Raw genomic sequence first — 15742 nt, 5'->3', positions numbered from 1 at the left:
GAGCGCGCTCTACCGTGGCTCCGACACAATCCGGAGACCCAGCATGAAACGCATCCGCGTGGAGCCGATATCGACCTATCTGGAGCGCCGCCGCAGAGGCCCGATCTATCCCATCGTCGTCGTCGAAGGCTTGGTCTATCTATCCGGCTTGCCGCCATTCGATCCCGAAACGGGCGAGGTCAGAGCGCTACCGTTCGAGCGGCAGGCCGAGATCGTGCTCGACCAGATGAAATGCTGCCTGGAAGCGGCGGGGTCGTCGCTGGCGGAGGTGATCAAGTGCAATGTCTATTGTACGCCCGATCCCGCGCATTTCGCCACGTTCAACGAGGTCTATGCCCGTTACTTCCAGGACTGTTCACCGGCGCGCATCTTCCTGCACGTTCCGTCGTGGCCTGGGCCATTTGACATCGAGGTCGATTGCGTCGCGCTGGCGAGGCAACATGGATGAGGTCAGGCGCGGATTGCCCGCCTTCGGATGGACCCGAATCAGCGCTAGTGCATTCACCTCATCGACTTCGCGTATTGAGGCGACATGACCGGTCCCGAACTGAAGCAACTCCGCAACGATCTCTCGGAGGTCCTCGAGCGCAAGCTCACCGCGGCCGACATGGCCCGGCTTTGCGGATTGCCGGAGAAGGGCGGCGCCGACACCATCCGGCGCTGGGAGGTGAGCGGCCCGGCACCGTCGGCGACCAAGGTGCTGCGCGTGCTCGCGATGGCGAGCGAGCGCTATCCGATCCTGGAGAAGTTCGACGTGTTCGATCGTCATGACGTGCGCGAGGAAGACCGGCCCGCAAAGCGCGCTGCATTCCGCGAACAGATGCGCGATGAGGCGCGGCGCCGCCTTGGTTAACGAGATGCGCGCGCAAGTTACCCTGATAGCGCCGAGTTAAGCCTTCCTTCACCACTTCTTAAGCCGCCATTAAGCACGAAAATCATTTACAGCCCAATAAGTTAGGTTGGCTGCCGCTGTGCCACGGATGTGACAGCATTTTCGTCAAAAGCGAGCTATCTGCAGAACCAACGACGGCGCGGAAAGCGCGCCTGCCGCGGACCTAAGTGTTGGAGTTTGGATGATGAAGAAGATTCTGTTTGCGACCGTTGCGCTGCTCGTGGTGGGCGCTGCCGCGCCGGCGGTCGGTGCCGATCTCGGTAACCGCAATTACTATAAGGCGCCCGCGCCCGCCTATGCCGCGCCGATCTACAACTGGACCGGCTTCTACATCGGCGGCCATGTCGGCGGCGCGTTCTCCAGCGACAACAATTTCAGCGGCCTCTCCACCGGCAACAACGGCAACGGCCGTTTCCTCGGCGGTCTGCAGGCCGGCGCGGACTGGCAGTTCAACCCGAACTTCGTTGTCGGCGTCGAAGGCCAGTATTCCTGGCTCTCCGGCAGCGTCGGCGCGGTGTTCCCGGGCGGCGTCGCCTACACCAACGACCAGCGTGGTCTCGGCTCGATCACCGGCCGCGTCGGCTACACCTGGGGTCCGGGCCTGCTCTATGTGAAGGGCGGCTACGCTTATTCGGACAACAACGAGAAGGTGACCGTCGGCGGCGTGCCGGCTGCCTTCGTCATCACGGGCGATCACCGCAACGGCTACACCGTCGGCGCCGGGCTCGAATACATGTTCGCGCCGAACTGGTCGGCCAAGGCCGAGTACCAGTACTACAATTTCGGCGACGCGCACTTCACCGGTGGTCCGCTGGCGGGCACCGGCAACTTCACCACCGACGACCACACCATCAAGGCGGGCGTCAACTACCGCTTCAACTGGGCCAACTCGGCGGTCGCGCGCTACTGAACGGTTACCAAGACCTTATCATGATGAAGGGCCGGCATCATTGCCGGCCCTTTCTTTTTTCGCTGTGCGGAACGTAGGCAACCGATTGAGTAACTTGCGATTTTTTAACCTGGCCCGAGGATACTCCGCGGCGAAAACATAAAGATCACGCGTGGGGGAATTTCGATGGCGATCCGTCTGGGCCTTGGCCGCTTGCTTGGTCGTATCCGGCCTCGTTTCAAAATGCCGACATGGGGCGTGCGCGGCAGCCTGTTCACGGCCTTCGCGGTGATCGCGGGCATGGGCCTCGTGATTGCAGCCGGCGCCGGCTTCGTCTTCAACCATCTCGGCAGCACCATGATGGACCTGAGCGGCCGCGACATCCCGCGCCTTTCCGCCAGCCTTCAACTCGCATCGCAAAGCGCAACGCTTGCGGCACAGGGGCCGGGCCTCCTGGCGTCGCCGTCCGACGAGGCGCTGAACGAACGCACCAAGAAGGTGCAGGAGATCCAGCAGCTCGCCATGGCCAAGCTCGGCGAGATCATCGAGCTCGGCGCCGACAAGCAGATCGCAACCGCGTTGCGCGACACCGCCAAGAGCATCGACGAGGCGACCCAGAGCCTGGTGTCGGCTGCGCGCGAACGGCTGGATACCGGCGCACTGCACGACAAGCAATATGAAGCGCTCCGCAAGGCGCAGCTCACCTTCGTCGGTGCGGCCGGTCCTGCCATGCTGGATGCGCAAACGCGCCTGAACGCGATCCTCGGCGCGGCGGAAGTTTCCGCCGACGATGCCACCGAAGCCGCCCGCACCGTCTCCCAGGTCGCGACCATCTCCGCCAACGGCAATCTGATGGCTGCCGACATGATGGCGGCGCTGTCGGCCAACAACAGCGATACCCTGGAGGCGATCGAGAAGGAGTTCAAGGCGACGCGCGACCGCGTCAAGTCGAACCTCGAGGACCTGCCGAACATGGCCTCGATGCAGGCGGTGCGCGACACCGTGCAAAAGCTGTTCGCCTTCGGCGAAGGCAAGTCCGGCGTGTTCAAGATCCGCCAGAAAGAGCTCGACGCGATCGACTACGGCCAGACCATCCTGGACGAGACCCGCAAGCTCAATGTCGGCCTCGGCATCAGCGTGCAGCAGCTCGTCGAGGGCGTGCAGAAGGAGACCAACGCGTCGACCTTCCAGGCGCGGCATGAGATCTCGCTCGCGACCACCGCGATGCTGGCACTCGGCGCTCTGACGCTGGTCGGCTCGGCGCTGTTCGTCTGGCTCTATGTCGGCCGCAACATCCTGCGCCGCATTCGCGAGCTTCAACGCGCCATGCAGTTGCTCTCGGCCGGCGACCTCGACACCGAGATCGTCCGCTCCCGGCAGAACGACGAGATCGGCGCGATGAAGGAAACGCTGACGGTGTTCCGCGACAGCATGATCGAAGCTCGCGCGCTTGCGAGCGAGCAAGACAGGGATCGCGTCGCCAAGGCCGAGCGTGCGGCGCAGATGGAAGCGAAGATTGCAGAATTCGAGGGCGCGGTCCGCACCGCACTCGACAATCTCGCGCAGTCAGCCAATTCGATGCAATCGACCGCGCAGAGCATGTCGAACACGGCAGACCAGTCCAATGCGCTGGTGAACGCGGTTGCCTCCGCAGCCGAAGAGACCTCGGTCAACGTGCAGACCGTATCATCAGGCACCGAGCAGCTCTCGTCCTCGATCGAGGAGATCAGCAAGCAGGTCGTGACCTCGGCCGCGATCGCCAGGAAGGCGGTCGACGAAGCCGGCGCGACCGATGCCACGGTGCAGAGCCTCGCCGACAGCGCGAGCCGCATCAGCGTGGTGGTCGACCTGATCCAGACCATTGCCTCGCAGACCAATCTGCTGGCGCTCAACGCCACCATCGAGGCGGCGCGCGCGGGCGAAGCCGGTCGTGGCTTCGCGGTGGTCGCCTCCGAGGTGAAGAGCCTCGCGAGCCAGACTGCCAAGGCGACGGAGGAGATCCGCAGCCAGATCGCCAGCATGCAGTCAGTGACGACTTCGGCCGTCGGCGCCATCCAGGGCATCGGCCGGATCATCGGCGAGATCAACGACGTCACCACGACGATCGCCGCCGCGGTCGAGGAACAGGGCGCGGCGACCCGCGAGATCGCCCGCAACATCCAGCATGCCGCTGGCGGCACCAGCGAGGTTTCCAGCAACATCGTCGGCGTCTCCACGGCTTCGGCGGAAGCCGGCGCAGCGGCGAACGAAGTGCTCGGCGCCTCCGACGCGCTCCGCCGCGAGGCCGACATGCTGCGCGGAGAGATCGACGCGTTCCTCAACAACATGCGGGCGGCGTAGGCGCCGTTCCGTAACCCGGAATGACCGCTATGCGGACCCCGCCAGCGTCCTTTTTCGGCTGGCGCGGCGGGGGCGGCGGGTTTAAGTCGGTAGCATGAACGCAAAGACCGACACCGTGCAGTCCTCCGCCGACGCCCTGCGCTATCCCTGGGAACAGCATCCCGGCCCCGAACAGGTCGTCGAGGTGAAGCCCGGTGTGTTGTGGGCGCGGCTGAAGCTGCCGTTCCGGCTCAACCATGTGAACATCTACCTGCTCGCCGACGGTGACGGCTATGCCATGATCGATGCCGGCTTCGGCAATGAGGAGACGATCGAAGCCTGGACGAAGCTGTTCGACGGGCCGCTGAGGGGCGTCAACATCACGCGCCTGATCGTGACCCATTCCCATCCCGATCATGTCGGTCTGGCCGGGTGGATCGTCGAGCGGTTCAACTGCCCGCTGGTGATGTCGCAGGTCGAATATCTGCAATCGGTCTATCACCAGAACCGCGGCACCGAGGAGCGGCAGGAAGCGCAGCGGCTGTTCTTCCGCCGCCACGGCATGGACGAGTCGCTCACCGAAAAACTGCTCGGCCGCGGCCAGGACTACCTCAAGCGCGTCTCGGTGCTGCCCCCGTCCTACCGCCGCATCTCGCATGGCGAGGACGTCGTGATCGGCACGCGCCGCTTCAAGGTGATCACCGGCGGCGGTCACGCGCTCGACCAGGTGATGCTGTATTGCGCCGACGACAAGCTGTTCCTCTCGGCCGACCAGGTGCTGAGCAAGATCTCGCCGAACGTCAGCGTGTGGGCGGTCGAACCCGATCAGAACTCACTGGGCGAATATCTGGCCTCGCTCGCCAGCCTTACGACGACTCTCCCCTATGACGTGCTGGTGCTGCCCGGCCACGGCGTGCCGTTCTACGGCCTGAAGACCCGCATCAAGCAGCTCGCCGATCACCACGAGGAGCGCTGCCGCCTGATCGCGGAAGCCTGCCGCGAGGTGCCGCAGACCTCGCGCGCCCTGGTGCCCGTGGTGTTTAACAAGCACGTGCTGGACGAACACCAGATGGGCTTCGCCGCCGGCGAACTGGTCGCCCACGTCAACTACATGATCGTGGAAGGCCGGCTGACGGCGGAGATGAAAGACGGCGTGTTGCAGTTCAGGACGACCTGAAGGCTGCGCTCAATTCACCGGATGGTGCAGAGCACCATTGCATCTCGCGCGAACTTGATCCGGATCAAGTTTCAAATCGCACGATAGGGCATTTTGCCCAAATGCCCCGCAGGTCCAAATGTGGGATAGCGCATAGACATTGGAGCTGGAAAAGCTCTAAGGATATGCGGGTCTTTGGTCGGTTCCGCTGCAGGTTTGACGATGGATTACGCCCAGTTCTTCAATTCCGCCCTTGATCGTCTCCACACCGAGCGGCGCTACCGCGTGTTCGCCGATCTCGAGCGCATTGCCGGCCGGTTCCCGCATGCGCTCTGGCACTCGCCGAAGGGCAAGCGCGACGTCGTGATCTGGTGCTCCAATGATTATCTCGGCATGGGCCAGCACCCGAAGGTGGTGGGCGCAATGGTCGAGACCGCGACCCGCGTCGGCACCGGCGCCGGCGGCACCCGCAACATCGCCGGCACGCATCATCCGCTGGTGCAGCTCGAGGCCGAGCTCGCCGATCTCCACGGCAAGGAAGCCTCGCTGCTCTTCACGTCCGGCTACGTCTCGAACCAGACCGGCATCGCGACCATCGCGAAGCTGATCCCGAACTGCCTGATCCTGTCGGACGAGCTCAACCACAATTCGATGATCGAGGGCATCCGCCAGTCCGGCTGCGAGCGGGTCGTGTTCCGCCACAACGACCTCGCCGATCTCGAAGCGCTGTTGCAGGCTGCGGGCCCGAGCCGGCCCAAGCTGATCGCCTGCGAGAGCCTCTACTCGATGGACGGCGACATCGCCCCGCTCGCCAGGATTTGCGACCTCGCCGAGAAGTACGGCGCAATGACCTATGTCGACGAGGTCCATGCCGTCGGCATGTACGGCCCGCGCGGCGGCGGCATCGCCGAGCGCGACGGCGTGATGCATCGCATCGACATTCTCGAGGGCACGCTCGCCAAGGCGTTCGGCTGCCTCGGCGGCTACATCGCCGCCAACGGTCAGATCATCGACGCGGTGCGCTCCTATGCGCCGGGCTTCATCTTCACCACCGCGCTGCCGCCGGCGATCTGCTCCGCCGCGACCGCCGCGATCAAGCATCTGAAGACGTCGAGCTGGGAGCGCGAGCGTCACCAGGATCGCGCCGCCCGGGTCAAGGCGATCCTCAACGCGGCCGGCCTGCCGGTGATGTCGAGCGACACCCACATCGTCCCGCTGTTCATCGGCGATGCCGAGAAGTGCAAGCAGGCCTCCGACCTCCTGCTCGAGCAGCACGGCATCTACATCCAGCCGATCAACTATCCGACGGTCGCCAAGGGCTCCGAACGCCTGCGCATCACGCCCTCGCCCTATCACGACGACGGCCTGATCGATCAGCTCGCCGAAGCCCTGCTGCAGGTGTGGGACCGCCTGGGTCTGCCGCTGCGCGAGAAGTCGCTGGCGGCGGAGTAGCTCCGGGTCGTCCTGCTTAACGACAACCCCAGTTCCCGCACCCGCACGGCATTTCGCTGTCGCCTGCGGCCGTCCAACGCGCTAGATTTACAGGGAAAATGAGATCGGGCGCGGCCAGCGCGCCCCGGGAGAAGCACGCTCGCCATGCTGCACGATTGGGGCGTGATCGCCGCCGCCTTCGGCTATATCGGCTTTCTGTTCCTGGTGGCGAGCCATGGCGACCGCCGCTCGCCGGCCGGGCGCGGCCGCGCCTCGGGGCTGATCTATCCGCTGTCGCTGGCGATCTACTGCACCTCCTGGACCTTCTTCGGCTCGGTCGGCTTCGCCACCCGCACCTCCACCGACTTCCTCGCGATCTATGTCGGCCCGATCCTGATGATCGGGTTAGGGGCCGGCGTTCTCCGCCGCGTGATCCAGCTCGCGAAAGCCCACAACATCACCTCGATCGCCGACTTCATCGGCGCGCGCTACGGCAAGAGCCAGGCGGTGGCGGCAACCGTCGCGCTGATCGCGATCATCGGCTCGGTGCCCTACATCGCACTCCAGCTCAAGGCGGTCGCCTCCTCGCTCGAAACCATCCTGAGCGAAGACCAGGCCTTCTCCCACATCCCGATCGTCGGCGACGTGGCGCTGATGGTGACGCTGGCGATGGCGGCCTTCGCAGTGCTGTTCGGCACGCGGCAGACGGACGCCACCGAGCACCAGCACGGCCTGATGCTGGCGGTCGCAACCGAATCCATCATCAAGCTCGTCGCCTTCCTCGCCGCGGGCATCTTTGTCACGTTCTGGATGTTCTCGCCGCACGAACTGATCGAGCGCGCGATGAAGACACCGGAGGCGGTGCGCGTCATCAACTATGCGCCGTCGATCGGCAACTTCCTGACCATGACGCTGCTGTCGCTGTGCGCGATCATGCTGCTGCCGCGCCAGTTCCACGTCAGCGTGGTGGAGAATTCCTCGGACGCCGAGGTCGGCCGCGCGCGCTGGCTGTTTCCGCTCTATCTCGTCGCCATCAATCTGTTCGTGATCCCGATCGCGTTCGCCGGCCTCGTCAGCTTCCCGTTCGGCGCCGCCGATCCTGACATGTACGTGCTGGCGCTGCCGATGGAGGGCGGCGCGGATCTGCTCAGCGTCGCCGTCTTCGTCGGCGGGCTGTCGGCGGCGACCGCGATGGTGATCGTCGAATGCGTCGCGCTCTCCATCATGGTCTCGAACGATCTCGTGGTGCCCCTGGTGCTGCAACGACGGCCCGAGGGGCGCACCGGCGGCGCCGATTTCAGCGACTTCCTGCTGCGCTCGCGCCGGCTCGCGATCTTCGCCATCATGGTGATGGCCTATTTCTACTACCGCGCGCTCGGCAACACCCAGCTCGCGGCGATCGGGCTCCTGTCTTTTGCCGCCATCGCCCAGCTTGCACCAAGCTTCTTCGGCGGATTGCTGTGGCGGCGAGCGACCGCGCGCGGCGCGATCGGCGGCATGCTGGTCGGCTTTGCGGTGTGGCTCTACACGCTGTTCATCCCGAGCTTCATGGATACCTCGACGGCGGGCATCCTGCTGCTCCAGCACGGCCCGTTCGGGATCGAGGCGCTGCGGCCGCAGGCGCTGTTCGGCGCCGATTTGCCGCCGCTGATGCACGGCGTGGTCTGGTCGCTGTCGCTCAACATCCTCACCTATGTGCTGCTGTCGCTGGCGCGCCGGCCGTCTTCGATCGAGCTGGTGCAAGCCGATCTGTTCGTCCCCAACACGCTCGCGCCGATCTCCCCGAGCTTCCGGCGCTGGCGCACCACCGTCACGGTGCAGGACATCCAGACCACGGTGGCGCAATATCTCGGGCCTGACCGGGCGCGGCATTCCTTCGAGGCATTCTCCGCGCGGCGCAATGTGCGGCTGGAGTCCGGGGCGCCCGCCGATTTCGAGCTGCTGCAGCACGCCGAGCACCTGATCGCCTCCTCGATCGGTGCGGCCTCATCGCGTCTGGTGATGTCGCTACTGCTGCGCAAGCGGACGGTCTCCGCCAAGGCGGCGCTAAAACTGCTGGACGATTCCCATGCGGCGCTACACTTCAACCGCGAGATCCTCCAGACCGCGCTCAACCATGTGCGCCAGGGCATCGCGGTGTTCGATGCCGATCTGCAACTGATCTGCTCGAACCGGCAGTTCGGCGATCTCCTCAACGTTCCCCCGCATTTCATCCAGTTCGGCACACCGTTGCGTGAAATCCTGGAATTCATGGGCGTGAGCGAGCCGGCCGATCCGATCGAGCGCGAGGCCATGCTGGAGCGCCGGCTGGTGGCTTACACCACCGACGGCGAGCCTTATCTCGAGCGCCTGCCCGACCGCCACATGGTGATCGAAATCTTGACCAACCGCATGCCCGGCGGCGGCTTCGTCATCACCTTCACCGACGTCACGCCCACGTTCGAGGCGGCCGAAGCGCTGGAGCGGGCCAATGCGACACTGGAAAAGCGGGTGCGCGACCGCACCGAGGAGCTGACCCGGCTGAATTCCGAGCTGGCGTTGGCCAAGAGCGCGGCCGAAGACGCCAGCATCTCCAAGACGCGCTTTCTCGCCGCCGCCAGCCACGACATTCTCCAGCCGCTGAACGCGGCGCGGCTCTATGTCACGAGCCTGGTGGAGCGCCAGCACAGCGGCGAGGAGACACGGCTGGTCGAGAACATCGACGAATCGCTTCAGGCGATCGAGGAGATCCTCGGCGCGCTGCTCGACATCTCCAGGCTCGACGCCGGCGCGATGACGACCTCGATCTCGAGCTTCAAGATGGCCGATCTGATGCGCTCGCTGGAGATCGAGTTCGCTCCGATCGCACGCGCCAAGAATCTGGCGCTCGTCTTCGTGCCGTGCTCGCTGCCCGTCGAGTCGGATCGTCTCCTGCTGCGACGGCTGCTCCAGAACCTGATCTCCAACGCGATCAAATATACCCCGCGCGGGCGCGTCCTGGTCGGCTGCCGCCGCCATGGCGCCTCGCTCAAGATCTGCGTCTACGACACCGGCGTCGGCATCCCGACGGTCAAGCGCGGCGAGATCTTCAAGGAATTCCACCGCCTCGAGCAGGGCGCGCGGATCGCCCGCGGCCTCGGCCTTGGCCTGTCGATCGTCGAGCGGTTGGCGCGCGTGCTCAAGCACGGCATCGCCATCGATTCCAATGTCGGCGGCGGCTCGGTTTTTTCCGTGACGGTGCCGACGGCGAAGGCGATCACCCACACCGCGGCCGTGACCAGCGCAACGCCGCTCGCACGCACCTCGATCTCGGGGACCCTGATCGTCTGCATCGAGAACGACGCCGCGATCCTCGACGGCATGCGCACACTACTGAAGGCGTGGGACGCCGAAGTGATCGCGGTCGCCGATCCCGAGGGCGCGATCGCCGCGATCGAAACTGCCGGCCGCCGCGTGACCGGCCTGCTGGTCGACTACCATCTCGACCGCGGCAACGGCATCGCCGCGATCCGCGACATCCGCCGCCGCTTCGGTGACGGCATTCCCGCGATCCTCATCACCGCCGACCGCAGCCCCGCCGTGCAAATGGCGGCGCGCGACGAAAAGGTCGCGGTGCTCAACAAGCCGGTCAAGCCGGCTTCGCTCCGCGCCCTGCTCGGCCAGTGGCGCACGCAGCAGATGGTGGCGGCGGAGTGAGCCTCCGCTCTCAGGGCGCAACCCTCGTAAACACGTAGTCGCGGCTCTTCACACGAGCTTCGTGGCAGGCGAAGCAGGTGCGATGCTGAGCCTCGTCGACCGGCCTGCCGTTGACGAAGCGACCAAATCCCCAGCCGCCGGTCGAGGCATATTTTCTGGTATCCTTGACCATCACCTGGACGGTGGTGGCCTCACCGGGAATCGTCGCGGACGCAAATTCGGGGGATTGCTTCCGCTTCCAGGCGCGTTTGACCAGAATTGTGCCGTCCGGGAACGGAAGCTTGCCGCCTTGATAGGCATCGATCGCGGTGCTGTTGCCGACGACGGCACGCAGCTCGTCCAGGGGAGCCGCCTCTTCGGCCGGCGCGATCAGCTCCCACTGCTTGTAGCCTTCCGGGACAGTGACGCCGAAGATCGGCGAGGCATCGGCCTCGCCCTGCGCGAAAGCGATCGTGACCAGATACGGCACGCAGGTCAGGACAACGACGAGGAGGAGCACGGCCAGCACGATCATCGTCGTAGACGATGGAAATTTTGACTTTTCAGATTTCATTGTCGTCATGACGCCTCACTGAGCTGCGATCGCATATCAGGCCTGGGCCCGGCCTTGCCGGACCGAGGTGCTGCCAAAATCCTCACGCACCGCCGACGGCGTCGATCACGGCCTTGGCAAAGGCTTCCGGTGCTTCCTGCGGCAGATTGTGGCCGATGCCGCCGGTGATCAGGCGATAGTCGTACCGGCCCGAGAATTTCTTAGCATAGGCGCTTGGATCGGGATGCGGCGCGCCGTTGGCGTCGCCTTCCATCGTGATCGCCGGGACGCTGATGACGGGAGCTGCGGCGAGCTTCTTTTCGAGCTCCTCGTATTTCGCTTCACCCTGGGCGAGCCCGAGCCGCCAGCGGTAATTGTGGATCGTGATCGCGACGTGATCCTTGTTGTCCAGCGCCGCCGCGCTGCGATCGAAAGTGGCGTCGTCGAACTTCCACTGCGGCGAAGCCAGCTTCCAGATCAGTTTTGCGAAATCATGCGTGTACTTCTCGTATCCGGCGCGGCCGCGCTCGGTCGCGAAATAAAACTGGTACCACCATTGCAGCTCGGCCGACGGCGGCAGCGGCGCGTTGCCTGCGGCCTGGCTGGAGATCAGATAGCCGCTGACCGACACCAGCGCACGACAGCGATCCGGCCACAGCGCAGCGATGATGTCGGCGGTACGCGCGCCCCAGTCGAAGCCGGCGACAACCGCCTTCTTGATGTCGAGCTTGTCCATCAGTGCGATGATGTCGACGGCCATTGCTGCAGGTTCGCCGTTGCGCGGCGTCTCGGCGGAGAGGAAGTGGGTCGAGCCGTAACCACGGAGATAGGGAATGATGACGCGGTAACCGGCCTTTGCCAGGATCGGCGCGACGTCGACGAAGGCGTGAATGTCGTAGGGCCAGCCGTGCAGCAGGATCGCGACGGGACCGCTCGCGGGACCGGCCTCGGCGTAGCCGACGTTGAGGACGCCGGCATCGATCTGCTTGATCGCGCCGAACGGCGCATTCGTCGCGGCCGAGCGCGGCGCTTCCGATTCGGCGCGGGCGAGGCCGATCACGCCGAGGCCGGCGGCGACAGTTCCCGCGGCGATGCCGAAAAACTGGCGGCGGTGCTGGTCGATGATCTGTTTCATGATGGTGCTACCTTGTTGATGGTTGGAGGTGGTGCCGTCAGATCAGCGCGACCGTGACGTCGATGTTGCCGCGGACGGCCTTGGAATAGGGACAGGTCTGATGCGCCTCATCGACGATCCCGCGCGCGATCTCGCGATCGAGGCCGGGCAGGCTGACATCGAGGCGTGCCCTGAGGGAATAGGCGCCCTCGTCGAGCACCATGTCGATCTCCGCATCTATCGCGCATTTCCTGGGGAGCTCGATCTTCCGCTTGCGGGCCGCGATCTCCATCGCGCCCTCGAAGCAGGCCGACCAGCCGGCCGCGAACAATTGCTCGGGATTGGTACCGATGCCGGTGCCGCCCGGCGGCGACAGCTTGACATCCAGGCGGCCGTCGGAACTGCGAGATATCCCGTCCTGTCGCCCGCCGCTGGTGTGGGTCCGGGCCGTGTAAAGCAACTTTGTCGCCTGGGTCATGAAGGTCTCCTTGCCGTCGCACAAGTGACTAGCAGCGGCTGCCGCGACACACCCGTTGGGACTTGTGAGAAGTTGTGAGGTCTCCGCTCGCGCGCCTCACAGAGGCCTGCAACCGCAGTCTGATCGCGACGCGGGGAACGGTCTTGCCGGATTGCGGTCATCTGGCTATCCGGTCCGTTCGAAAGGATCAGGATTTCGCCATGACCGAGCCGGCCGACACCGCAACGGGAACCCTCTCGTTTGGGCCATTCACCGTGATGCCAAATGAAAGACTCGTGACCCGCGATGGCGTCGCGCTGCCGCTCGGCGCAAAGGCCTTCGACACGCTGCTCGCACTGATGTCGCGGCCGAACCAGGTCGTCAGCAAGTATGATCTGATGGCGCTGGTGTGGCCCGGCATGACGGTCGAGGACGCCAATCTCCGCTTTCACGTCGCGGCGCTTCGTAAGGCCCTTGGCGACGGCAAGGACGGTGCCCGCTACATCACCACACTCTCCGGCCGCGGCTATTGCTTCGTGGCGCTAATCTCGCAGGTGAATATCCCGGCAGAGCGGCGCACCGCCGCGCGAACGGAATTGCCGCCCGTCAAACTGCCGAACCGGCTGCAACGGATGGTCGGGCGCGACGATGCGGTCGCCGCCGTCTACGACAGGCTCGTCGGCTCCCGCTTCGTCACGATCACCGGCCCGGGCGGTGTCGGCAAGACCGCCGTTGCGGTTGCGATTGCTCACGATCTGCTCGCGACATTTTCCGACGCCGCACATTTCGTCGATCTTGCCGCGCTGAGCGATCCCGATCTCGTGATCACCTCGATCCTGCTGATGCTGGGCTTGCCGGCGCAAACCGAGGATCCCCTGCCTGCGCTGCTCGCGCATCTCAGGGACAAACGGATGCTGCTGATCCTCGACAATTGCGAACACGTCATCGCCACGGCGGCGCCGCTGGCCGCCGACATCTTCCACGCCGCACCGCATGTCCATATCCTGGCGACGAGCCGCGAAGCCCTGCGGGTCGAGGGTGAGCAGGTCTATCGCTTGGCGCCGCTCGCCGTTCCGCCCGACAATCCTGGGCTGACGGCGGCCGCTGCGCAGACTTATCCCGCGCTTCAACTCTTCCTCGAACGTGCCACGGCCGGCGGCGCGCAGATCGCGCTCGACGATGCCAATGCCGCGATCGTCGCCGGGATCTGCCGCAAGCTCGACGGCATGGCGCTGGCGATCGAACTCGCCGCCGGCCGCGTCGAAGCCTACGGCCTGGAGCAGACCGCAGCACTGCTCGACGAGCGCCTCAATCTGCTCTGGCAGGGCCAGCGCACGGCGCCGCCGCGACAAAAGACGTTGCAGGCGACGCTGGCATGGAGCTACGGGCTCTTGTCCGACATCGAACGCCTCGTGCTACGCAGGCTCGCGGTTTTCGCCGGTCACTTCACCATCGACGCCGCACTCGAGATCGTGCCGGACGAACGTGTCGACCGCTCCCGCCTGTTCGACGCCATCGACGGCCTGGTGGCCAAGTCGATGGTCGCGGCGCGGCCGATCGGCGCCATGATGCGTTACCGTCTGCTCGACACGACGCGCGCCTATCTGCTCGAGATCGAGCCTGATGACGCGGCGCTCGCCGCCCGGCATGCGACCTATTACCGGCAATGGCTGGAGCAGGCCGGCACGACGTGGGCCACGGTGCCGAGCGCCGACGAGCGCGCGATCCACTTCTCCGCGCTTCACAACGTGCGCGCGGCGCTGGACTGGTGTTTTGGCACGGACGGCGATGCCAGCATCGGCATTGCACTGGCCGCAGCTGCAGCGCCAATTTTTCTCGCGATGTCGTTGCTGGTCGAGTGCCGGCGCTGGTCTGAACGGGCGCTGCTTGCGATCGATCCCTCCTCGCGCGGCGGCGCCGAGGAAATGCACATCCAGGCCGCTCTCGGACTGACCTTGATGTTCACGCGCGGCGGCAGCGAAGCGGCGCGTGCCGCGTTGAGCCGGAGCCTTGCGATCGCCGAGGCGCGCGGCGACGCGCCGAACCAGCTCCAGCTGCTCGGGCGCATGCATATCTTCCACGAGCGCATGGGACAGTTCGACGCCGCGCTCGGCTATGCGCAGCAAAGCCTTACGGTCGCCGGGACACTCGGCGGGGCCGCCTCCCTCGCCCTCGCCCATTCGCTCCTCGGTGTCTCCTTGCATCTTGCCGGCGAGCATCGCGACGCGCTGACGATGCTGGAGGCCGCCTGGCATGGGCCGGGCACGGAACGGATCAGCACCGTCTACGGCTTCGATCACCGCAACCGGACCGGCATCTCGCTCGCGCGCGAGTTCTGGTTGCAGGGCCGCCCCGCGGATGCGCTGCAACTGGCCCGACAGACGGTCGTCGAGGCCGCGCAGATGGACCATCCGATCACGCTCTGCATTGCGTTGATCTGGGCGGTCTCGATCGATCTCTGGAGCGGAGACCTCGATGCCGCGGAAGAGAACATCGACCGCTTCATCGCCCATGCCGAATCGCGCTCCATGGGCCCCTATCTTGCGGTAGGCCGCGGCGTCAGAGGCGAACTGGCGATCCGGCGCGGCCATGCCGCCGAAGGCGTCGAGACGATCGGGACGTGTCTGCGTGAGCTCCACGATGCCGGCTACGAGCTGCTCACCACGACGTTCAACATCGCGCTTGTTCAGGGCTTGATGGCGCTTGGGCAGATCGAGCGGAGTGCGTCCCTGATCGACGATGCGATCCGCCTCGTCGAGCAAAGCGGCGATCATCTGTACATGCCCGAGCTGCTGCGCATGAAGGGAAGGGTTCTCTTGGCGAGGCCCAAGCCCGACGCTGATCAAGCAGAAGCCCACTTCGTCCAATCACTGGAATTGAGTCGTCGCAAAGGCGCCAAAGCCTGGGAGCTGCGGGCCGCGATCGATCTCGCCGGTCTCCTTGCCGAACGCGGCCGGCGCGAGGAAGCGAGGCGGTGGCTTCAATCTGCGTATGAAGGCTTCGCCGCGGGCTCGGAGACAGCGGATATCCGGGCCGCCGACAAGTTGTTGCAAACATTATGACGCGGACTCGGTGCCGCTCGTGTCCCGGGCGCACTGCAAGGCTCTTGCGCTGCTGCGCAGAGCCGGGATCCACAAGCGACACGGTACAATGCAGCGACATGGGCCCCGGCTCTGCAGCGCACCGTCGAAGCCTAGCAGCGCCGCTCGTCGGAACGCAGCCTTGGGCTCACGGAGAGCAATCCGCCCTGCCCTTAGCCTCTCGCACCCAAACGCTG

The 15742-nt window shown here is 65.3% G+C and carries 11 protein-coding genes; 8 read left to right on the top strand and 3 right to left on the bottom strand.

Annotated features, from left to right (window positions below; all coding sequences use genetic code 11):
• Positions 1-43 precede the first annotated feature (43 nt).
• The 7 genes from IVB45_RS02820 (at position 44) to IVB45_RS02790 (ending at position 10362) form a co-directional block, all read left to right on the top strand.
• Complete coding sequence (locus IVB45_RS02820; protein ID WP_247362936.1) at positions 44-448, top strand: Rid family hydrolase; 405 nt, start codon at positions 44-46, stop codon at positions 446-448.
• 84 nt (positions 449-532) lie between these two features.
• Positions 533-853 (top strand): hypothetical protein, encoded by a 321-nt coding sequence (locus IVB45_RS02815; RefSeq protein WP_247362937.1) that lies wholly within the window; start codon positions 533-535, stop codon positions 851-853.
• 223 nt (positions 854-1076) lie between these two features.
• Positions 1077-1802 carry an outer membrane beta-barrel protein gene (locus tag IVB45_RS02810; protein ID WP_027570056.1) on the top strand — a complete coding sequence of 242 codons (726 nt, stop codon included), beginning with the start codon at positions 1077-1079 and terminating at the stop codon, positions 1800-1802.
• Positions 1803-1967: 165 nt separating this feature from the next.
• A complete protein-coding gene (locus IVB45_RS02805) occupies positions 1968-4121 on the top strand; it encodes a methyl-accepting chemotaxis protein (RefSeq protein WP_247362938.1) in 2154 nt (717 codons plus the stop codon).
• Positions 4122-4215: 94 nt separating this feature from the next.
• On the top strand, positions 4216-5277 hold the full coding sequence (locus IVB45_RS02800; RefSeq protein WP_247362939.1) for an MBL fold metallo-hydrolase: 1062 nt from the start codon (positions 4216-4218) through the stop codon (positions 5275-5277).
• A gap of 201 nt (positions 5278-5478) precedes the next feature.
• Positions 5479-6708 carry a 5-aminolevulinate synthase gene (gene hemA, locus IVB45_RS02795; RefSeq protein WP_247362940.1) on the top strand — a complete coding sequence of 410 codons (1230 nt, stop codon included), beginning with the start codon at positions 5479-5481 and terminating at the stop codon, positions 6706-6708.
• 144 nt (positions 6709-6852) lie between these two features.
• The gene (locus tag IVB45_RS02790; protein ID WP_247362941.1) at positions 6853-10362 is read left to right on the top strand and encodes a PAS domain-containing hybrid sensor histidine kinase/response regulator; all 3510 of its coding nucleotides are present in this window, start codon (positions 6853-6855) and stop codon (positions 10360-10362) included.
• 10 nt (positions 10363-10372) lie between these two features.
• Here the strand turns inward: IVB45_RS02790 and IVB45_RS02785 are convergent, their stop codons facing one another.
• The 3 genes from IVB45_RS02785 to IVB45_RS02775 form a co-directional block, all read right to left on the bottom strand.
• Positions 10373-10924, bottom strand: a complete 552-nt coding sequence (locus IVB45_RS02785) for a cytochrome P460 family protein (protein ID WP_247362942.1) — start codon at positions 10922-10924, stop codon at positions 10373-10375.
• 73 nt (positions 10925-10997) lie between these two features.
• Positions 10998-12029, bottom strand: a complete 1032-nt coding sequence (locus IVB45_RS02780; protein ID WP_247362943.1) for an alpha/beta hydrolase — start codon at positions 12027-12029, stop codon at positions 10998-11000.
• 37 nt (positions 12030-12066) lie between these two features.
• Complete coding sequence (locus IVB45_RS02775) at positions 12067-12486, bottom strand: organic hydroperoxide resistance protein (protein ID WP_247362945.1); 420 nt, start codon at positions 12484-12486, stop codon at positions 12067-12069.
• Positions 12487-12686: 200 nt separating this feature from the next.
• Between IVB45_RS02775 and IVB45_RS02770 the strand changes: the two genes are divergently transcribed.
• Positions 12687-15527 (top strand): winged helix-turn-helix domain-containing protein, encoded by a 2841-nt coding sequence (locus IVB45_RS02770; RefSeq protein ID WP_247362947.1) that lies wholly within the window; start codon positions 12687-12689, stop codon positions 15525-15527.
• The last annotated feature ends 215 nt before the right edge of the window (positions 15528-15742 follow it).

Source organism: Bradyrhizobium sp. 4, from assembly GCF_023100905.1.
Lineage (GTDB): Bacteria > Pseudomonadota > Alphaproteobacteria > Rhizobiales > Xanthobacteraceae > Bradyrhizobium.
This window is presented reverse-complemented; position numbering and strand designations above follow the sequence as displayed.

Excerpts from the sequence above, each read along its gene's own strand:
- IVB45_RS02820 (WP_247362936.1), top strand. The coding sequence starts at position 44 with ATGAAACGCATCCGCGTGGAGCCGATATCGACCTATCTGGAGCGCCGC.
- IVB45_RS02815 (WP_247362937.1), top strand. The coding sequence starts at position 533 with ATGACCGGTCCCGAACTGAAGCAACTCCGCAACGATCTCTCGGAGGTC.
- IVB45_RS02810 (WP_027570056.1), top strand. The coding sequence starts at position 1,077 with ATGAAGAAGATTCTGTTTGCGACCGTTGCGCTGCTCGTGGTGGGCGCT.
- IVB45_RS02805 (WP_247362938.1), top strand. The coding sequence starts at position 1,968 with ATGGCGATCCGTCTGGGCCTTGGCCGCTTGCTTGGTCGTATCCGGCCT.
- IVB45_RS02800 (WP_247362939.1), top strand. The coding sequence starts at position 4,216 with ATGAACGCAAAGACCGACACCGTGCAGTCCTCCGCCGACGCCCTGCGC.
- hemA (WP_247362940.1), top strand. The coding sequence starts at position 5,479 with ATGGATTACGCCCAGTTCTTCAATTCCGCCCTTGATCGTCTCCACACC.
- IVB45_RS02790 (WP_247362941.1), top strand. The coding sequence starts at position 6,853 with ATGCTGCACGATTGGGGCGTGATCGCCGCCGCCTTCGGCTATATCGGC.
- IVB45_RS02785 (WP_247362942.1), bottom strand. The coding sequence starts at position 10,924 with ATGACGACAATGAAATCTGAAAAGTCAAAATTTCCATCGTCTACGACG.
- IVB45_RS02780 (WP_247362943.1), bottom strand. The coding sequence starts at position 12,029 with ATGAAACAGATCATCGACCAGCACCGCCGCCAGTTTTTCGGCATCGCC.
- IVB45_RS02775 (WP_247362945.1), bottom strand. The coding sequence starts at position 12,486 with ATGACCCAGGCGACAAAGTTGCTTTACACGGCCCGGACCCACACCAGC.
- IVB45_RS02770 (WP_247362947.1), top strand. The coding sequence starts at position 12,687 with ATGACCGAGCCGGCCGACACCGCAACGGGAACCCTCTCGTTTGGGCCA.